The following is a 19194-nucleotide window of genomic DNA, read 5'->3' on the forward strand; positions in this document are numbered from 1 at the left end:
AGAGTAAGTGAACCTATTTCTAGTTCACTACACGAAGTTTCTCTACCCAAACAACGTGGTTGTATTCAATCTGAATGATGAATAACCCGTTCCTTAAGTTCGATACCGAAATGCGTTGTTGTTCTGACGTGAGCTCACCGCTCGCAAGCAATTGTCCTGACAGATTTACAATGCAGTAAGTCGCATTTTCTGGCGCCCCTTTTATGGAGATAAAATCTGTAGATGGATTAGGATAAACTTCTAATGTCAACGCTGAATGCTCAGGTACGTCTAATGCCGTGGAAACTACATAGCCACAGGTGTCCCCGTCTTTTACAAAGCCAGTCATTCCCCAATTATGGTAAGGATTGCCACTGTACGACGGGTTAGTTCCATCCACATAATTGGAGGTTACACACCCAAGACCCAAACCATAGGCATATTCGAAATGATAACCTTCAAAAAAACTTGTACTGTAGTAGTATCCCTGAACGGTTGAATCACAAGCCCATTGCTCTATATCCGAAAAGGGAGTCGTACTCATTCCGTACCCCGTCGTATCGAAGTAAGGGTTGAATAGCGTATCATACTCCGCTAAAGTCAAGTCTAGCCCGTCAATCAGATCCGTCAACGTATCGGTGTAATAACTGGTACTCCAATTGTAATTGTTATCTAACCACGAGTCCTTGGTTTCTACAAACCAGGTGTATTCTACTACCGTTGAATCAGCGTTGTATGAAACGCCAATGACTCTATGACTATGCTTTGCACTGTTGTAACCAAAAGCTCCCACGCCTCTGGATTCGCGGTATTGAAATTCATCACCCACATCAAACTGAAAGACATCAAATCTCAAGTATGTGCCTTGCGAGAAAAGCATCGCGCTTGTGAGGAGAGCTAGAATTGTAATGGAATACTTCATGAGAGCAGAGATGTTATACGGTTAAATTTAGTCAATTATGGATACTAAAGCACATAATATCAGAAGCGTAACTTCTATGCACTTTTCACAAAATGCGAGTATCTTTGCCACATGACACTAGAAGAACGCATTACAGCAGATATGAAAACGGCCATGAAGGCCAAAGATCGCGACGCGCTAGAGGCCATTCGCTCTATCCGCGCAGCAATTATCAATGCCAAAACAGAAGTAGGTTCTGGCGGTACTTTCAAAGATGAAGATGGCATGAAGCTCCTTCAGAAATTGAAAAAACAACGCGACGATGCAGCGGCCATTTACCGCGAACAGAATCGTGCGGATCTTGCCGAAGTGGAAGAAATGCAAGCCAAAGTTATTGAAGGATACTTGCCAGAAATGATGTCGGCCGAAGAGCTAGAAGCAGCGGTGAAAGACATTATCACATCCTCTGGCGCCACTGGAATGGGCGACATGGGCAAAGTGATGGGCATGGCCTCTTCTACACTTGCAGGAAAAGCCGAAGGCAAAGCCATTGCAGGCGAAGTTCGAAAACAACTTCAATCACTATAATTTAAACCCCGGCAATCGTCGGGGTTTTCTTTTGCTATTTCTTCGCGAAGGAGAAACGGCTTACTGTAAAGGATACAAACGCCACCACAGATATACTGCTCAACGGCATCAAGATAGCCGATAGCAGCGGACTAAGCATTCCGGTAATCGCAAAGGACAATCCTACAATGTTGTATGCGAAGCTCATCGCAAAGCTCCAGTACACCACTTTCCTGGTGTAACGAGCTAGTCGGAAGAACTGTGGCAATGACTCGAACACAGACGCTTGCAAAATGGCATCGCTTGCTGGTGTGAAGTTGTTGATGTCTTCTGCAATGCTAATGCCCACTTCCGCTTGATTTAGCGCCCCTGCATCGTTTAGGCCATCGCCAATCATAGCCACTCGGTAAGATTGATCTTGAAGTGCAGCCACCACCTTCAACTTATCAGAAGGTTTCTGCTTAAATCGCAAATCAACCTCATCTCCAAAGAGCTGGCGAAGTGCACCTTCTTCACCGGAATCATCACCAGTAACCACGGTTTGCTTTGCGTAAGGAGCCAGAGATTCCACCACTTCAGAAACTCCCTCTCGCCAGGCATGCGTTAGGGCAAAGTGACCAATAGCCTCTCCATTCTTTTCAATCCAAACCACGGATTTATTCGGAAGCGATTCTCCATCCTCCCCAATCCATTGTGTAGAACCCACTCTCCATTTTACGCCGTTCACTTCACCAATCACTCCGGACCCCACTACTTCTTCAAAGGAATCCACAGGTTCAAAAGCCACTTGAAGAAAGGCCACTATTCGAGTGCTCAATGGATGTCGAGATGAGGCCATCAATCCCGCCAAAGCGCGTTTATCACTGGCACTCAGCTCCTCTCCCTTCCACTTTACCTCACTACTCGCCACGCTAGTGAGCGTACCGGTTTTATCCCACACCACTCGGTTGATTTCACCCAGAGCTTCAATCACATCAGCTTTCTTTAGGTACAGTCCATTTCGACCCATAATCCGCATGGCGTGTCCATTGGCAAAAGGAGCCGCTAAAGCAAGCGCACACGGACAAGCCACAATGAGCACTGCGGTAAACACATGAACGGCCATTCCCAAACTTCCCTGAAGAGTCCAATAGGCGAAAGCTCCCGTTGAGAGAATGAGAATGACAGAAATGAAGTAGGCCGAAACGCGATCGGTTAGGGTGTGAAAGCGATCCGACTTATTTCCATGAAAATTCTGATCATTCCAAAGCTGCGTGAGATAACTCTGATCCATCGGTCGCTCCACTTCAACAGTAATGGCACCACCGCACTGCTTTCCTCCTGCAAAAATCTTATCGCCAACGGCTTTCCGAACAGGTGTGGATTCGCCCGTCACAAACGCATTATCAATAATGGGCTCACCACTTAATATGGTTCCATCCACCGGGATAATCTCCTCGTTTCGAACATAGAGCACCTGCCCTTTTTCTACCGATTGAACCGGAATGATTTCGTGCTTTCCGTCTTCCCTTATCACCGTAATTCCCAAGGGGAAATAACTCTTGTAGTCTCGTTCAAATGAAAGCGATTCATACGTCTTTCGCTGGAAGAGTCGCCCCATCAACAGAAAGAACACCAGCCCCGCCAAACTGTCCAAATACCCAGATCCTACTTCAAATAGAATCTCGTACATGCTTTGTGCAAATAAGGCTGTAATCCCAAGAGCTATTGGTTGATCAATATTCACCTTGCGGATGGTCAATCCTTTATAGGCGTTGATGAAGTAATCACTGGCTGAATAAAACAACACGGGCAAGATCAGAGCTACACTCAACCATCGGAAGAAAGTGGAGTACTCCTGTAGACTGTTGTCTTCTGGATATAGGTACTCTGGCAATGCCATTAACATGATATTCCCAAAGGCGAAAGCCGCAATTCCAAACTGGTAAATCAAGCGGCGGTCTTTGGTACTCTTCACTTCCTCCTCACCATCTGCCAAACGGATATGCGGCGGATAACCAATCTTGTCCAGCAATTCTGCCAACTGACGAAGGTTCATTACTTCCTCATTAAAGCGGATGTGCGCCATGCGCTTGGAGAACTCCACGCGGACAGAAACCACGCCGGGGTTCAACTTGTGCAATCGTTCCAACAACCACAAACAAGCGCTGCAATGAATGGCAGGCAAAAAGAGTCGGACCACCCCAATTCTACCATCGGAGAAGTCCATCACCTGACTGCGAATTTCCTCATTGTCTAAAAAGGCAAATTCACCTCCAGACTCCACGGGTTTCCCGTCGGCATCGAGGTGATTGTAGAACGACTCCATTCCATTCGCCCACAGTAAAGAGTAAACAGATTTACATCCTTCGCAACAGAACACCTTGTCATCCAGATGAATTTCATCGGTGCAAGCGGTTCCGCAGTGGTCACATTTGTGCGATTTCGCCATAGTTCAAAAGAATGAGTCAAAAGTGCTAGAAAGCGCTAAGTTAAACCATGATATTCGTCACATACCTGATCCAATTTCTATTCTCATTCAGAGAAGTATTTACTAAATTTGGATGTATGCCAGTTAAGACCACACAAACCCCCATACCATTCGATTGTGCGAATTGTGGGAAACGACATCTTTCTCTTTTCAAGGACCTTAGCGAAGAGGAACTGAATGAGCTGAACAACGTCAAGGCCTGCACTTCTTTCCGAAAAGGGCAGATCATCATGGGCGAAGGGAATCGTCCGAACGGAGTTTATTGCATTCATTCGGGTAAAGCGAAACTCATTCGCATGGGTCAGAATGGAAAAGATCAAATTATCCGTTTTGCCGTTCAAGGTGATCTCATCGGATATCGCTCACTTTTGAGCAACGAACCTCTATCTGCCAGTGTGGAAGCATTGGAAGATGTGCACGCTTGTTACATTCCAAAGCAAGTGCTTTTTGGATTTCTAGAAACCAATCCAAAGTTTTCTCTAAACCTCTTGCGCACAGCTTGTCATGAACTTGGCGAAGCTGGCAAACTCATCACAGATATTGCACAAAAATCTGTTCGTGAGCGTTTAGCTGAAGTTCTCCTGATGTTGAAATCACAGTTTGGCACCAATGAAGAAACTGGAGCCATTGACATTTCCCTCACCAGAGAAGAAATTGCCAATATGGTAGGTACGGCCACAGAGTCTGTTATTCGTCTCATTTCAGAGTTTAAACAAGACGGTGTAATAGAAGTAAAAGGCCGGCACATCTTGGTATTAGACGAACCGGCCTTGTTGCGTATCGGTAAGGTATTCGATTAAATCGACTTCCCTTATTTAGTGATTTTCTGAGCGTGTTTGAGCGTCGACAACAGCCATTGCTACAATGTTGACGATTTCTCTCACACTTGCTCCCATTTGCAATACATGTGCTGCTTTATCCAAGCCGATAAGGATTGGACCAATAGCCTCTGCGGCACCTAGGGATTGCAATAACTTGTAGGAAATATTTCCCGCAGCTAGATCTGGGAAGATGAAGATATTCGGCTTGTGATTCACCAAGTCAGAGAACGGGAATACTTCTTCTAAAAGTTCGTTGTTCACTGCAAAGTTGGCTTGCATTTCTCCATCCACAATCAAATCTGGGTGTGACTGTTTCAAGAGTTCAACCGCCTTGTTCATCTTGGTAGGCACCTTTCCGTGATGCGACCCAAAGTTACTGTAGCTGAGTAGAGCAACCTTTGGCTTCAAGTTGATTCGGGAAACCGTTCTTGCTACGCTCAATACGATATCTACAATACCCTCCGCATCTGGTTCCTCATTTATGGTGGTATCTGCAAAGAAGATCGGGCCACGCTTGGTGAGCATGATGTACATGCCTGCAACGCGCTTCTTGTGATCTTTCGGACCCAATATTTCTAGAAGAGGACGTACCGCACGTGGATACTTGATGGTCAATCCAGTGATAAATGCATCGGCATCACCGTGCTTCACCATCATCGGACCGAAGTAATCGCGGTTCTTCATGAGGCGACGAGCTTCGAACTCAGTTACCCCTTTGCGCTTGCGCTCTTCGTAGAATTGCTGTGCATAAACTTCAGCCGCATCTGGCATGCTTCGCGGATCCACAATTTCCATGGTTCCTGCAATGCCTAGATCGTACTGCTTATCGATTTGCTTAATGCGCTTCTCATCTCCCAAAAGGATAGGGATAGCAATTCCCTCATCGTAGGCAATTTGAGCTGCCTTAAGCATCTTAAAGTTGTCGGCTTCGCTGAACACCACGCGTTGAGGATTGGCTCTCGCCTTCTCCATAGCCAGACGGATAAACTTGTCGTCTCTTCCCAATCTGGTAATGAGCTCCTCTTTGTATCGCGCCCAATTCGTGATTGGATTCTTGGCTACACCTGAGTCCATCGCAGCTTTGGCCACCGCCATTGCAACGGTGTAAATCAACCTTGGATCAAAAGGCTTTGGAATGATATAATCCTTACCGAAGCTCATGTTCTTCTGACCATAGGCAAGGTTCACGATTTCTGGAACCGCTTCTTTCGCCAAATTGGCAATGGCATAGGTTGCCGCCAACTTCATCTCTTCGTTAATCTTGCTAGCGCGCACGTCTAAGGCCCCGCGGAAAATGAATGGGAACCCAAGTACGTTGTTCACTTGATTCGGATTGTCACTTCTCCCGGTAGCCATCACCACATCCTTACGGGCTGCAACAGCTTCCTCGTACGTAATTTCCGGATCGGGGTTGGCGAGGGCGAATACAATGGGATCTGCCGCCATCGACTTCACCATTTTCTTCGAAAGCACTCCTCCGCGTGAAAGGCCAACAAACACATCGGCTCCTTCTACCGCCTCCTCCAATGTGTTCAACTTTGTATCTCGAGCGAATCGCTTCTTCTCGGGCGTCAAGTTCTCGCGATCTGTTGTAATGACTCCCTTACTATCTAGCATGAGAAGGTTCTCCGCTTTAACGCCGAGCGACAAATAGAGAGAAGCACAACTCACGGCACTAGCACCAGCACCGTTGAACACCACTCTAACTTTATCAATATCCTTCTCAACAATGGTCAACGCATTCAACAAGCCCGCACCCGAAATGATGGCGGTACCGTGCTGATCGTCGTGCATGATAGGAATATCCAACTCCTCTTTGAGTCGTTGCTCAATTTCAAAGCATTCAGGGGCTTTGATATCTTCTAGGTTGATACCTCCAAAGGTAGGAGCAAGCGCCTTTACCGTTTGAATAAAAAGCTCTGGATCGTTTGCATCCAACTCGAGGTCGAATGTATCGATATCAGCAAAAATCTTGAAAAGCACGCCTTTGCCTTCCATCACTGGCTTAGATGCCAATGGTCCTATATCCCCAAGTCCAAGTACGGCTGTACCGTTAGAAATAACGGCAACAAGGTTGCCCTTTGCAGTGTACTTATAGGCCGTTTCAGGATCCTTTTCGATTTCCTTACAAGGTTCCGCAACCCCCGGTGAATACGCAATGGATAAATCGCGTTGTGAGTTGGACGGTTTAGAAGGAATCACTTCAATTTTTCCGGGACGACCGCCTTCGTGATACTCCAGCACGTCTTCTCTCCGGATCTGGTTCTTCTTCTTAGCCATGATCTGTGGATTGTACTACAAATGTATCAATTGAATGACCCGAAAGGTATCGGTCAGTCGATTAATACAGAAAGTTTTCAAATGGAAAGCGCTTGGAATGAATCTCAGAAACAACCTTGTAGATGGTTTTTCGCAGCTCGTCCATATTGGTCTTATTCTCCGCAGAGATAAACACCGCATTTCCGTTCATGCGAGACATCCACGTGCGCTCCCAGTCTTCCAACGTCCAATAGCGCTCCTCTAATTCCTCTTCTGGATCTATTACCTCTGGCTCTTCGTGTTTGTACAAATCAATCTTGTTAAACACCATGATCGTAGGTTTCTCCTGACCATCAATTTCGCCAATGGTTTCGTTTACGGATTCAATGTGTTCCATAAAATTGGAGTGCGAAATATCCACCACGTGGATCAACACATCCGCTTCTCGAACCTCATCCAAGGTACTCTTAAAACTCTCTACCAATTGCGTAGGAAGTTTTCGAATGAACCCTACCGTATCTGAAAGAAGGAATGGCAAATTGTCGATTACCACCTTTCGAACTGTGGTGTCCAAAGTTGCAAAGAGCTTGTTCTCAGCCAGCACTTCGCTCTTGGCCATACGGTTCATCAAAGTACTCTTCCCAACGTTGGTATACCCCACCAATGCTACGCGTACCAAGCTTCCACGGTTCCCGCGCTGGGTGGCCATCTGCTTGTCAATTTTGGTGAGTTTTTCCTTCAGAAGACTAATCTTCTGTTGAATAATACGGCGGTCGGTTTCAATTTGAGTTTCCCCCGGACCGCGCATACCAATACCCCCTTTCTGGCGCTCGAGGTGAGTCCACATTCGGGTCAATCGCGGCAAGAGGTACTCATATTGAGCCAACTCTACCTGTGTTCTCGCGTAACTCGTTTGGGCACGAGCCGCAAAGATGTCGAGAATGAGATTGGTACGATCCAGCACCTTGCACTTCAACATTTGCTCAATGTTCTTGAGCTGTGAAGGTGTGAGTTCATCATCAAAAATAGCCATGTCAATGTCGTGTTCTTTGACATAGCTTTGGATTTCATCCATCTTCCCAGAACCCAAGAAGGTTTTAGGATGAGGAACGTCTAATTTCTGAGTGAATCTTTTGGCGACATCCGAACCGGCAGTATCTGCCAAAAATTCGAGTTCGTCAAGATATTCCGCGCTCTTCTCTTCATCTTGCCATCGGTTGATAATACCAACCAAAACAGCAGTTTCTCTTTCTGAAGATCTGGGCTTTATTTCAATCATGCACCTGGCAATTCAAATAGTCTTTCCCAAGGGACGCGGGTTAACAACAGTAGGAAGCCCACTGTAAAATACATCAACACATGACGAAACTTCGCTGCATCGGTAGTCTTGCGCTTGATACCCGCTCTACCAATTGTAATAACTACGATCGCGATAATATTGATTGCAATATGCTCTACACTGTAAAATCTCAATGCGGCATTTGACATTGCTTCGCCTGTTTCAAAAGCTTTGAATCCCAATGGAGATACAAAGTAGAGTACCAAGCCTACTACGAGTTGAAGGTGAGCGAAAATCAATCCGAACAAACTCAACTTATCGTCTAACTTTCCAAAGCTCTTCTTTCCAAAGTATCCACTGGCAAATTTCAAGACGCCAACAGCAATGGTTAGCAAAACCAAGATGGCCAATAGCCAGTGTGTATGTAGTAGTGGTGTGTACATATTTTCCAATTTTTTGAACAGCAAATGTACAAAGGGCGAGCGTGACCTCCACTCCAATTTTTAGGGGATTCATTCCTTTTGATATTTCACGCCCTTTTGGATTAGCGTACTTTCGAATTATGTCATTCTTACGAAAAGGCGATTACTACGCCATAGCCTTCATTAGCCTGTTCCCCATTCTCTTTTTTATGGGGATGGATTTGCTGTACGACGGCAAAATGAGTCAGGATGTTTCTCAAGGTTTTCTCAACTTAATATACTCCCTCTTGGTAACCGTTGGTCTCTATGTGATCAACTCTCTCATTCTGCGCTGGCTTCAGCTACACTTTCCGTGGCAGAAAAGCGTATCCAAACGGATTGTGCTCGAACTGGTTCTTTGCTTTGTATTGAGTACCGCATGGCAGGCTTTCATTATCACTCTGAGCTTAGAGGTCTTTGAGGGAATTCGCAACATCCGAGCTCACTACATCTCCAACATCACCTTTGGACTAACGATCACGCTGATCGTACTCCTCATCATGGAAGGAATTGAGTTCTTTAAACTGTGGAGAGATAGTCTTACCCGTGTTCAACGCTTGGAGAAACAACAAATACAGGCCGAATTGGATCAGTTGCGCGCACAGGTCCAACCCCACTTCCTATTTAACAGTCTGAACACGCTTTCGGCCATGTTAGAAGTAGATCGGGATATTCCTAGAGCAGTAAATTTCATCGATGAATTTTCGCTACTCTATCGTCGACTCTTGGAAAAGAAGGAAGATGAACTGATCACGCTAAAGGAGGAGCTCCGCTTTGTGGAGGCCTATCTCACCTTACAGAAGGAGCGCTTTGCCTCTGCGTTGCAAATTGAATATGACATTCCCGAAGAAGAAAAGAGCAAGTACTTATTGCCACTGGCCTTGCAAGAATTGCTCGAAAATGCCATCAAGCACAATCAAATGAGTCGATCCAATCCATTGGTGATTCGCCTTTATACCGAGCACTCTCACCTTTGTGTGAGTCATGCATATCGCCCCAAAAACAATCCCACACCTGGAACGGGAACAGGCTTAGAAAACCTACAAATGCGATTGCGTCTCATTGGGGCTCCAAGCATCAGGGTGCAAAAATCAGATCCCTATCGAGTGTGCATTCCACTGATTCCAGAAGACACCGCTGAAGCTCGTGTTCCATTAAAAAATAGTGCTGTATGAAAATTTGGATTCTAGAAGACGAAGAATTGGCAGGCAAGAAATTGCAAGCCCTCGTTCGCCAACTTCAACCCGATGCCGAGATAGCGAACCCCATCGACAGCGTGAGTAATGCGATTGCACACTTTCGTGAAGATCACCCCGATTTACTTTTGGCCGATATCCACTTGAGTGATGGACTTTCCTTTGAACTCTTCCAGCAAATTGAAGTAAAATGTCCTGTAATTTTTACCACCGCTTACGACGAATACGCGCTAAAGGCCTTTGAAATCACCAGCGTAGACTACCTGCTGAAACCCATCTCCAAAGACAACTTACAACGCGCTTTCGGAAAGCTCGAAAGGTTCCGAAATTCCTCTTCTTCCTCCTCTGAAATATTGAGCGCGTTAGAGAAATTCAAAAGCGGTAATAGAGCCTATCAAGAACGATTCCTCGTACCCGAAGGTCAACACTTCAAAATGATACCCGCTTCAGATGTAGCTCACTTTATGGGCGATGGAAAGTTCACTTTCTTGATTGACAAAAAAGGTATAGAATATCTTGTGGAGAGTAATTTGAGTCAGTTGGAAGAGCGATTAAACCCCGATTACTTCTTTCGTCTGAACCGAGCGATCATTACTCACATCGACAGTGTGGAGCGCGTCCATCCCTACGGACAAAGTCGCCTTCTTGTAGACCTCAACCCCGCTTCAAAAAAGGAAGCGAGCGTGAGTTCAGATCGAAGCAGAGCTTTCAAAGAATGGCTTGGTAACTGAAATGGGGTTCTTCCATTCTTACCAAGAAGAATTTCACTCAGTATAAAAAGGCATTCACTCCAAATAGTCAGGAAGAAGCGACTCAACAGGCGGAGATTGTATGGGTAAAATGAACCGATATGAAAAAGCTTGTAGTTCTCGCTATGTTCACCATGAGCTTGTCAGCTCTTGCTCAACCGCTCCAACAAACCGTGAGGGGAAAAGAGTTTGTATTGACTAAAAACACAACGGCCTCAACTAGACATAGCATTACCCTCGATGGAAGTTTCATCGGTTCCGGTGGTCAGCGCTACACACCCATTGACTTTCTAAAAAGTCAGCAAGAAGGAAGAACTGTTTATGATGAAACTCAAGTTTACGGACTTCAACTACCAATGTACATGCGGCTTGATGTAAGGGTAGCCTATCGTATGCAGGGTCGAAAAGTCACGCAAGAATGGGCGATCGACATACAAAATGCCACCAATCGTAACAACATTCAAAATGTAATGTATGATCCAGCAGCACAAGAAGAAGTAAAGGTTTATTCCATCGGATTACTTCCTATGTTTCAGTACAGAATTTATTTCTAGGTGAATAGGATTCTCGCATGACATTGCCTAACTTCAATGTCCAATGCGAACGACCGCACCCAACATATTAGAGAAGCTCGGAATGCGCAAAGCAAATGTGGAAGGTCCACTTTGTTTATGGCGTCCAGAAAACAACCGCTTGATCTCAGGATACAAGAAGGTGAAGAGCATGGTGCGCAAGTCTGAATCCGAATGAAAAAATTTCTTGGCCTCGTTGTGGGGATGATTGTCATTTTAGTGGGCATCATCCTCGTGAAAACCTATTCTGTACCCGACATTCAACCGGCAGCAGAAGCTGTTGAATCTTCCCATCAACCACTCGATTCGGCCGCCGAACACCTCGCTCAAGCCATCTCATTTGCCACCATTAGTCATCATCCTGCTATGATGGACACAGAGACCTTTGATCACTTTCACAACTGGCTTGGCAAGACCTATCCCACCGTTTTTTCCACTCTAGAGGTAGATACCTTTGGCACCCACAGCCTACTCCTCAAGTGGAATGGAAAAAGTGCCAATCAGCCTATACTCTTTATGGCTCATCAAGATGTGGTTCCCATTGATCAAAATGCCAATTGGGAATACCCTGCCTTCGGCGATCTTGTGCAGGGCGATTACATTTATGGCCGTGGTGCGCTTGACGACAAAGGCGCATTGATTTCCATTTTTGAAGCAATGGAAGCGCTCGCTAAGAACAAGTTTATTCCAGAGCACGACGTGTATTTTGCCTTTGGTCAGGATGAAGAAATTGGCGGCAAAAATGGCGCACAATTGATCGCTCAACATTTTGAGAAACTCGGACTTCGATTTCGGTTGGTATTGGATGAAGGTGGAATCATCTCCGAGGGAATCATTCCGGGCCTAGAGCAATCTGTCGCTTTGATTGGAACCGCTGAAAAAGGCTATATCAGTCTAGATGTAGAAACGCACTTTGAAGGAGGACATAGCTCCATGCCACAAGACACTAACGCCATCACATTGGCTGCTGATGTTATCAACGCCCTGAGGAATCATCCGTTTGAATCTAGACTTTGCGGTTCCATGGAAGGGTTCCTAGAATACTTAGGTCCACATTTCTCCTTCACCACCCGCATGGCCGCTGCCAATAGATGGGCGTTTGAAGGCGTCATTATCAATGCCTATAGCGCCAAGCCAAGTGGAGCAGCATTGGTTCACACCACGTGCACACCTACCATAACAAGAGCTGGCATTAAAGATAATGTGATTCCCATGCGCGCCTTGGTCACTTTCAATTCTCGAATTCTTCCTGGCGAAACAGAGGAGACTGTCATAGCCCATTACGAAAAAGCCCTGAGTGGTCTTCCTGTAAAAATCACCGTTCACGACGATTTTTCCGAGAACCCATCTCCTATTTCCGATCACAAGGCTCCAGAATTTTTGGAATTTGCCAATGTGGTAAAACGCAATTACCCCGATTGTCTCATTGCCCCTTACTTGGTTCTCGGTGCAACCGATGGACGATATATGACGGACGTATCAGACCACGTTTATCGATTCCTCCCATTCCGCTTTAAAGGTGATGACCTAGCGAGGCTGCATGGCGTGAACGAGCGCGTGAGCGTGAACGATTTTGAGAACGCCATTGTTTTCTACATGGATGCCATATCCAGTCTTTCGAACTGATATACAGTCTATTCGTTCTTTTTGTACATTCAGTGAAACCAATAACCACATGGTATGAGCCAAAAGGAATACACAAGCTTACGAGCTTTTTACCCGTACTACTTGAGTGAGCACCAAAAGAGATCAACGAGGATATTGCACTTCATTGGAACCGGACTGGTGATCCTCTCTTTTATCGTTTTCGTAATCACCTTGAACTGGAAATTCTTCGCCGTTATTCCCCTGTTGGGCTATGGTTTTGCCTGGGTAGGACACTTCTTTTTTGAGAAGAACAAACCGGCGACTTTTAAATACCCCGGGTATTCTTTAGCCAGTGATTTCATCATGTTTTGGCAATTGCTCACCCGACAGATTCAATTTGGATAAAACAAAAAAAGCCGCTCGGATTGAGCGGCTTTCTCTTTTATAGAAGAATGCTATTTACTTAAAGGCATTCTCACCTGTGATGTCCATACCGGTAATCAACAAGTGAATATCGTGGGTTCCTTCGTAGGTAATAACCGACTCAAGGTTCATCATGTGTCGCATGATACTGTACTCTCCGGTAATCCCCATGCCGCCCAACATTTGACGTGCTTCACGAGCGATGTTAATCGCCATGTCAACGTTGTTGCGCTTAGCCATGGAGATTTGAGCAGAAGTTGCTCTTCCCTCATTTTTAAGCACACCCAATCTCCAAGCGAGAAGCTGTGCTTTGGTGATTTCGGTAATCATTTCAGCCAACTTCTTTTGTTGAAGCTGGAAGGCAGCGATTGGCTTACCAAATTGAATGCGCTCTTTCGAATAACGAAGTGCGGTATCATAACAATCCATGGCTGCACCGATGGCACCCCATGCAATACCGTAACGCGCGCTGTCCAAACAACCAAGCGGTGCCCCAAGGCCCGACTTATTAGGAAGCAAGTTCTCTTTTGGAACTTTTACGTTATCAAATACCAACTCCCCTGTTGCACTGGCGCGAAGGCTCCACTTATTGTGCGTTTCTGGAGTAGTGAATCCCTCCATACCGCGCTCTACAATCAAGCCGTGAATTCTGCCTTCTTCGTTTTTCGCCCAAACTACGGCGATATCACAGAAAGGGGCATTGGAAATCCACATCTTTGCTCCGTTCAACAAGTAATGGTCGCCCATATCCTTGAAATTGGTCACCATCCCCCCTGGGTTAGACCCAAAGTTAGGCTCCGTTAGACCGAAGCTTCCCAAAAACTCGCCAGAGGCCAATTTCGGAAGGTACTTGCGGCGCTGCTCCTCGTTACCGTACGCGTAAATTGGGTACATCACCAATGAACTTTGAACGGAACAGGTAGAACGAACACCTGAATCGCCGCGCTCAATTTCTTGCATCATCAAACCATAGCTGATTTGATCGAGGCCAGGTCCACCATATTCTTCTGGAATGTAAGGACCAAATGCACCTACCTCAGCAAGGCCAGCAACTAACTGCTTAGGAAATTCAGCGCGTTGAGCGTAATCTTCAATTATTGGGGAAACATCGCGTTTTACCCAATCTCTCGTCGCCTGACGAACGAGCTTGTGCTCTTCGGATAGTAGGTCATCTATACCGTAATAGTCAGGAGATTGGAATAAGTCTTGAGCCATTGTGTTACATTTTGAACGACAAATGTAAGGGTTAGTTAAGCATAAGCAACCAAAAATATGACCTTTACGTACGGAGAGAATGAAATCGAATTAACAAATCAAGAGAATGAAAAGAACACTATCCATTATAACCCTAGCAGCCGTTGGTGTAGTTGGATTATCCCTACCCGGTTTTACAAATAACGGAGGAGCACCCACCGGAAGATCAGGGAGTCCGGGCTCCAACAACAACACATGTGCAACTGGTGGATGCCATGGAGGCGGACCATCTATTTCAGCTCAAACTATTGATATCACATCCAACATTCCAGCAACTGGTTTCGTAGAAAACACCGATTACACTATTACCATCACCGCAAATGCGAATGGTAGTGTGGGAACCAAGATAGGATTTGAAGCCAGTGTTGAAAATGCCAGTGGTTCCCATCAAGGCACCATCACAGCAACAGATATTCTCACTCAAAAAACAGGAGCCAATTTCATTACCCACCGAGCATCTGGCACCACGCCAACCGCAGGAAGTAGTTCGTGGAGCTTCAATTGGAACTCTGGAACTGCAGAAGATCAATCTGCTGTGTACGTTGCCGTGAACTTTGCCAATGGAAACGGTACTACTTCTGGTGATGCCATTGGAACAGCCATGTTGACATTGGATAAAGCTAGTGGTATTGGAATGGAAGAAAATGCAATCGCTGATGTGAGCGTATATCCTAACCCAACCGCTGATTACTTGAACATTTCTATGGAGACCTCGTCGTCTGTAGACTACACCATCTTGGATTTGAATGGTCGTGTTCTTGAAAACGGAACTTCAGAAAGCAGTGAATTCCGCATTGGAGTGAATCGTCTTTCCAAAGGGAATTACATCCTTCATCTCGTTTCTGGATCAATGGCTACCACTGAGCGCTTCACAGTAAAATAAGCCTCGCCCAAACCCTATCACCCCACCTGTATGTTTAAATATGGGTGGGGTTTTATTTTGCCCTATTTTTGGCAAATGCAAGAAAGTCCACTTATACCTCAACTCGCCTCCACTTGGTTGTTTTGGCTCCTCGTTGGCGGTACATTGTGCATCGGACTTTTGCGCTATCAATACGCCCACAGATTCACTCGACTCTTGCGCCTGCCCTTTAGGAACTACAACTTCGATTCCAGCGAATTGAGAATGGATCTCTTCAATGGATCGCTTGAATTTTGGTCCATTGCCGCCATGGCCTTGGCCATCACGCTCGTTTCAAAAAGTGAACTGCAATTTTCAGATTGGACACTCACCGTTCGATACGCCTTGATTATTGGAGTATTCCTCACGTTTCAAGGTCTCCTTTATCAACTAGCGGGTTATATCTTTCAAGACCAAGAAGCTTACAGTTCTGCATGGCATGAAAAATCCATGTTTTTGAGATGGGCAGCCATCTGGATTACCCCTCTCTTATGGTGGCTCAGCTTCGGGATTGGTCCACGAGAATTACTTGCAATTGCAGGCGGAATCTTTCTTATTCTACTCTACCTTTGGGCATTAGGCAGAACCGCTCTCGTTTTGCTGAGAAAATCTTCCCTCCGACCGTATCACAATCTTTTGTACCTTTGCGCCTTGGAAATAAGCCCTGTGCTCATTTTCATTTTTCTGGTTAGTTAAACGCTACACACATCAACAGAAACGCTGTACAAAAGATGACGAAAGTAAAGACGATCTTGGTTTCTCAGCCTGAACCGAAAACCGAGAATTCACCTTTCCACATGCTTGCTTCTAAGCAAAAGGTCAAGGTGGATTTCCGCTCTTTCATTCACGTGGAAGGGGTAGAGGCCGCAGATGTTCGCAAGGAGAAGATCAATCCAGCAGATCACAAGGCCATTATCTTCACTTCCAAAAATGCTGTAGATCACTTCTTCCGCATTTGTGAAGAAATGCGTGTAGCCGTTAGCAACGACTTGAAGTACTACTGTATCTCTGAAGCAATTGCTTACTATTTACAGAAGTACGTGGTTTATCGCAAGCGCAAGATTTACTACGGTAATGGCACCATCGAAGACTTGATTCCAATGTTGAAGAAGAACAAAGGAGAGAACTTCTTCCTTCCATCTTCTGACATCCTTAAGCCTGAGATTCCAGCAACCCTAGAAAAGAATAAAATCAACTACACTAGAGCTATTCTCTATCGCACAGTTGCTAGCGATTTGAGCGACTTAGCCGATGTGTACTACGACATTCTCGTGTTCTTCTCGCCGGAAGGAATTCGTTCCCTGTACAAGAACTTCCCTGATTTCGAGCAAAAGAACACCCGAATCGCAGCATTTGGTACTTCTACCGCAAAGGCTGTGAGTGAAGCAGGTCTCAACCTCGATATCCCAGCTCCTACTCCAGAAGCTCCATCCATGACGAAAGCGATTGAAGAATACATCAAGAAGGTGAACAAATAATCACCCGACTGATCACAATACAAAGGGCTCCCATTCGGAGCCCTTTTTTGTTTACCCCCTTCAGGCGTGTAACTTGGTTGAGCTATCTTCGCGCCATGGACAAGCGCTTTCCAAAATCTGAACACCTCTGCAGCAAACCCCTGTTCGCCGATCTCATGGAGAATGGGAGTGGCTTCACGGCGTTTCCACTCAGATTGGTTTGGAAAGAGGTTAAGCTTTCTCATGAAGGTCCTTACCAAATCGCCTTTTCGGTCAGCAAGCGACGTTTTAAAAGAGCAGTCGACCGAAACCGGATGAAGCGTGTCCTCCGCGAAGCATGGCGACATCAAAAGTCGGAAGTCATTCGCGAAATTGACGGTGTACAATACGCCTTCCTCATCGTATATGTGTCTAGCGAGATGCTCGATTTCAACGAACTTCTACCTGTAATGGAAAAAGCCATTGACAAGTGGAAATCTAAAAAGTGAGACGTATACGCAATTAGGGTCATTTGCGTTAATATCGTATCTTCCGCATTACTGCTCTTGAACCTATAAAATTCCCGATAAGCATGATGTTTAGACAGAAAATCACCCGCCGACTTTTGGGTGTTATGGGCATTGCAGTGCTCCTCATCGGACTTTCTGCTTGGAAGTTAGATTACTTCGAAATCAACAAGCAACTGGATATCTTCACCAACCTCTTCCGCGAAGTGAACCTTTACTACGTGGATGAAACGGAGCCAGACGCACTGATGGAAGATGCGATCAATGACATGTTGAAGGAGCTAGATCCATACACCGTTTACATTCCCGAAGATGACGTTGAAAATTTCCGCATCCAACAAACAGGGCAATACGGAGGCATTGGCTCTACCATTCGCACCATTGGAGATTATGTGGCCATCGATCAACCTTACAAAGGGTATGCAGCGGATAAAGCCGGATTAAAATCGGGCGACCTCATCATTTCTGTAGATGGAAAAAGCATGAAGGGCGCCACTCCATCGGACATGAGCAACCTGCTAAAAGGCTCTCCTGGAAGTGTGGTTAAACTGGAAATTGAACGCTACGGAGAGCGCCAGATGGTAGAATTGAAACGAGAAGAAATTCAAGTAAAATCGGTTCCGTACTATGGAATGATCGACGATGTAACGGGTTACGTTGTATTGCGCAGTTTCACCGACAAAGCAAGTCCAGAAATAAAGGCAGCCATTACCGACCTCAAGAGAAATCACGGAATGAAATCACTTGTTCTTGATCTTCGAGGCAACCCTGGAGGACTTTTAAGCGAAGCTATAAACGTGGCTAACTTATTCATCCCTAAAAATACCGAAGTGGTAAGCACCCGTGGTCGTCTGCCTGAATTGGATCAAGTGTACCGCACATTGAACGATCCATTTGACACAGAAATGCCACTTACCGTTCTCATCGATAGAGGCTCCGCTTCCGCCTCTGAAATTGTAGCCGGCACCATTCAAGATCTCGATCGTGGGATTGTGATTGGTCAGCGTTCTTTCGGCAAGGGGCTGGTTCAACAAAGCCGTCCACTCAGCTATGGCGCTCAAGTGAAGATCACTATTGCAAAGTATTACACCCCTTCGGGCAGATGTATTCAGGCCATCAACTACGCAGAAAGGAATGAAGATGGTTCGGTTGCTCGTATTCCAGACAGTCTGAGAACAGCCTTCGAAACGGCTAATGGAAGAACCGTACTCGACGGAGGTGGTATTGATCCAGATGTAGCGGTTGACCCAGACAAAGTGAGCGGTGTTCTCTATTCACTTGTAGTAAAAGGCCTTTTGTTCGAGTACGCCACCAAGTACGTCCAATCTCACCCGCAATTGCCTTCCCCTTCTGAATTCGCACTTACCAAAGGAGAGTACGACGACTTTCTCCACTTCTTGAGCGATAAGGAGTATCACTATGTAACGGAAACGGAAAAAGTGATAGAGCGACTAGAAAAAGCTGCTGAAAGAGAGGGATACAACGAGGCATTGAATAGCGAAATCGCTTCGCTAAAGGCCGCCTATGAAGACCGCAAGGAAGACGACATTGAAGTGTACAAAACACAGATCAGACAGCTTCTTGAGCGCGAAATTATCGGTAGATATTACTACGAAGAAGGCGAAATTGAATTCATGCTGAGAAATGATCCAGAGATCGAAGAAGCATTGATGGTATTACGTGATAGAGCAAAATATGACCAACTCCTTTCTCCACAGAATTAAGAGTTGGCGCACAAACACAAAGCTGCGAGAACGTTCTACGGAATTCGTTCTCTCAGCTTTTGTCGTTTTGCTTCCCTTCCAATGGAAG

General features: G+C 45.7%; 19 protein-coding genes. 13 read left to right on the forward strand and 6 right to left on the reverse strand.

Translation table 11 applies throughout. The annotated features are described in order from the left end of the window. Nucleotides 1–19 precede the first annotated feature (19 nt). A complete protein-coding gene (locus tag F8C82_RS10495; protein WP_151693540.1) occupies nucleotides 20–901 on the reverse strand; it encodes a T9SS type A sorting domain-containing protein in 882 nt (293 codons plus the stop codon). 111 nt (nucleotides 902–1012) lie between these two features. On the opposite strand from F8C82_RS10495, the gene F8C82_RS10500 reads away from it, so the two are divergent. Beyond that, nucleotides 1013–1468, forward strand: coding sequence for a GatB/YqeY domain-containing protein (locus F8C82_RS10500; RefSeq protein WP_151693541.1), 456 nt, complete (start codon nucleotides 1013–1015; stop codon nucleotides 1466–1468). 34 nt (nucleotides 1469–1502) lie between these two features. On the opposite strand, the gene F8C82_RS10505 is transcribed toward F8C82_RS10500, so the two are convergent. Then, nucleotides 1503–3878 carry a heavy metal translocating P-type ATPase gene (locus F8C82_RS10505; protein ID WP_151693542.1) on the reverse strand — a complete coding sequence of 792 codons (2376 nt, stop codon included), beginning with the start codon at nucleotides 3876–3878 and terminating at the stop codon, nucleotides 1503–1505. 116 nt (nucleotides 3879–3994) lie between these two features. Between F8C82_RS10505 and F8C82_RS10510 the strand changes: the two genes are divergently transcribed. Continuing rightward, entirely contained in the window at nucleotides 3995–4717 is a 723-nt protein-coding gene (locus F8C82_RS10510) for a Crp/Fnr family transcriptional regulator (RefSeq protein WP_151693543.1), read from the forward strand. Between the two features lie 15 nt (nucleotides 4718–4732). On the opposite strand, the gene F8C82_RS10515 is transcribed toward F8C82_RS10510, so the two are convergent. From F8C82_RS10515 to F8C82_RS10525, 3 genes are all read right to left on the reverse strand, one after another. Further along, complete coding sequence (locus F8C82_RS10515) at nucleotides 4733–7018, reverse strand: NADP-dependent malic enzyme (protein ID WP_151693544.1); 2286 nt, start codon at nucleotides 7016–7018, stop codon at nucleotides 4733–4735. Nucleotides 7019–7079: 61 nt separating this feature from the next. Next, nucleotides 7080–8276 (reverse strand): GTPase HflX, encoded by a 1197-nt coding sequence (gene hflX / locus F8C82_RS10520; protein WP_151693545.1) that lies wholly within the window; start codon nucleotides 8274–8276, stop codon nucleotides 7080–7082. Further along, complete coding sequence (locus F8C82_RS10525) at nucleotides 8273–8719, reverse strand: hypothetical protein (protein ID WP_151693546.1); 447 nt, start codon at nucleotides 8717–8719, stop codon at nucleotides 8273–8275. The genes hflX and F8C82_RS10525 overlap by 4 nt, the downstream gene beginning before the upstream one ends. Nucleotides 8720–8838: 119 nt before the next feature. Here F8C82_RS10525 and F8C82_RS10530 point away from each other — a divergent pair, with 119 nt between their 5' ends. The 6 genes from F8C82_RS10530 (at nucleotide 8839) to F8C82_RS10550 (ending at nucleotide 13246) form a co-directional block, all read left to right on the forward strand. Beyond that, nucleotides 8839–9912: a sensor histidine kinase gene (locus F8C82_RS10530; RefSeq protein ID WP_151693547.1), complete on the forward strand. Its 1074-nt coding sequence runs from the start codon at nucleotides 8839–8841 to the stop codon at nucleotides 9910–9912. After that, a complete protein-coding gene (locus tag F8C82_RS10535; protein ID WP_151693548.1) occupies nucleotides 9909–10664 on the forward strand; it encodes a LytR/AlgR family response regulator transcription factor in 756 nt (251 codons plus the stop codon). The genes F8C82_RS10530 and F8C82_RS10535 overlap by 4 nt, the downstream gene beginning before the upstream one ends. Before the next feature lie 119 nt (nucleotides 10665–10783). Further along, nucleotides 10784–11236, forward strand: a complete 453-nt coding sequence (locus F8C82_RS10540) for a hypothetical protein (protein ID WP_151693549.1) — start codon at nucleotides 10784–10786, stop codon at nucleotides 11234–11236. Nucleotides 11237–11279: 43 nt separating this feature from the next. Then, a complete protein-coding gene (locus F8C82_RS14755; RefSeq protein ID WP_170266229.1) occupies nucleotides 11280–11432 on the forward strand; it encodes a hypothetical protein in 153 nt (50 codons plus the stop codon). Next, entirely contained in the window at nucleotides 11429–12880 is a 1452-nt protein-coding gene (locus F8C82_RS10545) for a M20/M25/M40 family metallo-hydrolase (RefSeq protein ID WP_151693550.1), read from the forward strand. The genes F8C82_RS14755 and F8C82_RS10545 overlap by 4 nt, the downstream gene beginning before the upstream one ends. A gap of 54 nt (nucleotides 12881–12934) precedes the next feature. Then, nucleotides 12935–13246, forward strand: coding sequence for a DUF962 domain-containing protein (locus tag F8C82_RS10550; protein ID WP_151693551.1), 312 nt, complete (start codon nucleotides 12935–12937; stop codon nucleotides 13244–13246). A 54-nt stretch (nucleotides 13247–13300) separates the two neighbouring features. On the opposite strand, the gene F8C82_RS10555 is transcribed toward F8C82_RS10550, so the two are convergent. After that, nucleotides 13301–14479: an acyl-CoA dehydrogenase family protein gene (locus F8C82_RS10555; RefSeq protein WP_151693552.1), complete on the reverse strand. Its 1179-nt coding sequence runs from the start codon at nucleotides 14477–14479 to the stop codon at nucleotides 13301–13303. 106 nt (nucleotides 14480–14585) lie between these two features. Between F8C82_RS10555 and F8C82_RS10560 the strand changes: the two genes are divergently transcribed. From F8C82_RS10560 to F8C82_RS10580, 5 genes are all read left to right on the forward strand, one after another. Then, complete coding sequence (locus F8C82_RS10560; RefSeq protein WP_151693553.1) at nucleotides 14586–15401, forward strand: T9SS type A sorting domain-containing protein; 816 nt, start codon at nucleotides 14586–14588, stop codon at nucleotides 15399–15401. 75 nt (nucleotides 15402–15476) lie between these two features. Continuing rightward, on the forward strand, nucleotides 15477–16115 hold the full coding sequence (locus F8C82_RS10565; protein WP_170266230.1) for a DUF4271 domain-containing protein: 639 nt from the start codon (nucleotides 15477–15479) through the stop codon (nucleotides 16113–16115). Between the two features lie 35 nt (nucleotides 16116–16150). Further along, the gene (locus tag F8C82_RS10570) at nucleotides 16151–16897 is read left to right on the forward strand and encodes a uroporphyrinogen-III synthase (protein ID WP_151693555.1); all 747 of its coding nucleotides are present in this window, start codon (nucleotides 16151–16153) and stop codon (nucleotides 16895–16897) included. Nucleotides 16898–16992: 95 nt separating this feature from the next. Continuing rightward, nucleotides 16993–17364 (forward strand): ribonuclease P protein component, encoded by a 372-nt coding sequence (gene rnpA, locus F8C82_RS10575; RefSeq protein ID WP_151693556.1) that lies wholly within the window; start codon nucleotides 16993–16995, stop codon nucleotides 17362–17364. An 83-nt stretch (nucleotides 17365–17447) separates the two neighbouring features. Next, nucleotides 17448–19106, forward strand: coding sequence for a S41 family peptidase (locus tag F8C82_RS10580; protein ID WP_223279536.1), 1659 nt, complete (start codon nucleotides 17448–17450; stop codon nucleotides 19104–19106). Nucleotides 19107–19194 lie beyond the last annotated feature (88 nt).

It is taken from the genome of Phaeocystidibacter marisrubri (genome assembly GCF_008933165.1).
Taxonomy (GTDB): Bacteria; Bacteroidota; Bacteroidia; order Flavobacteriales; family Schleiferiaceae; genus Phaeocystidibacter; species Phaeocystidibacter marisrubri.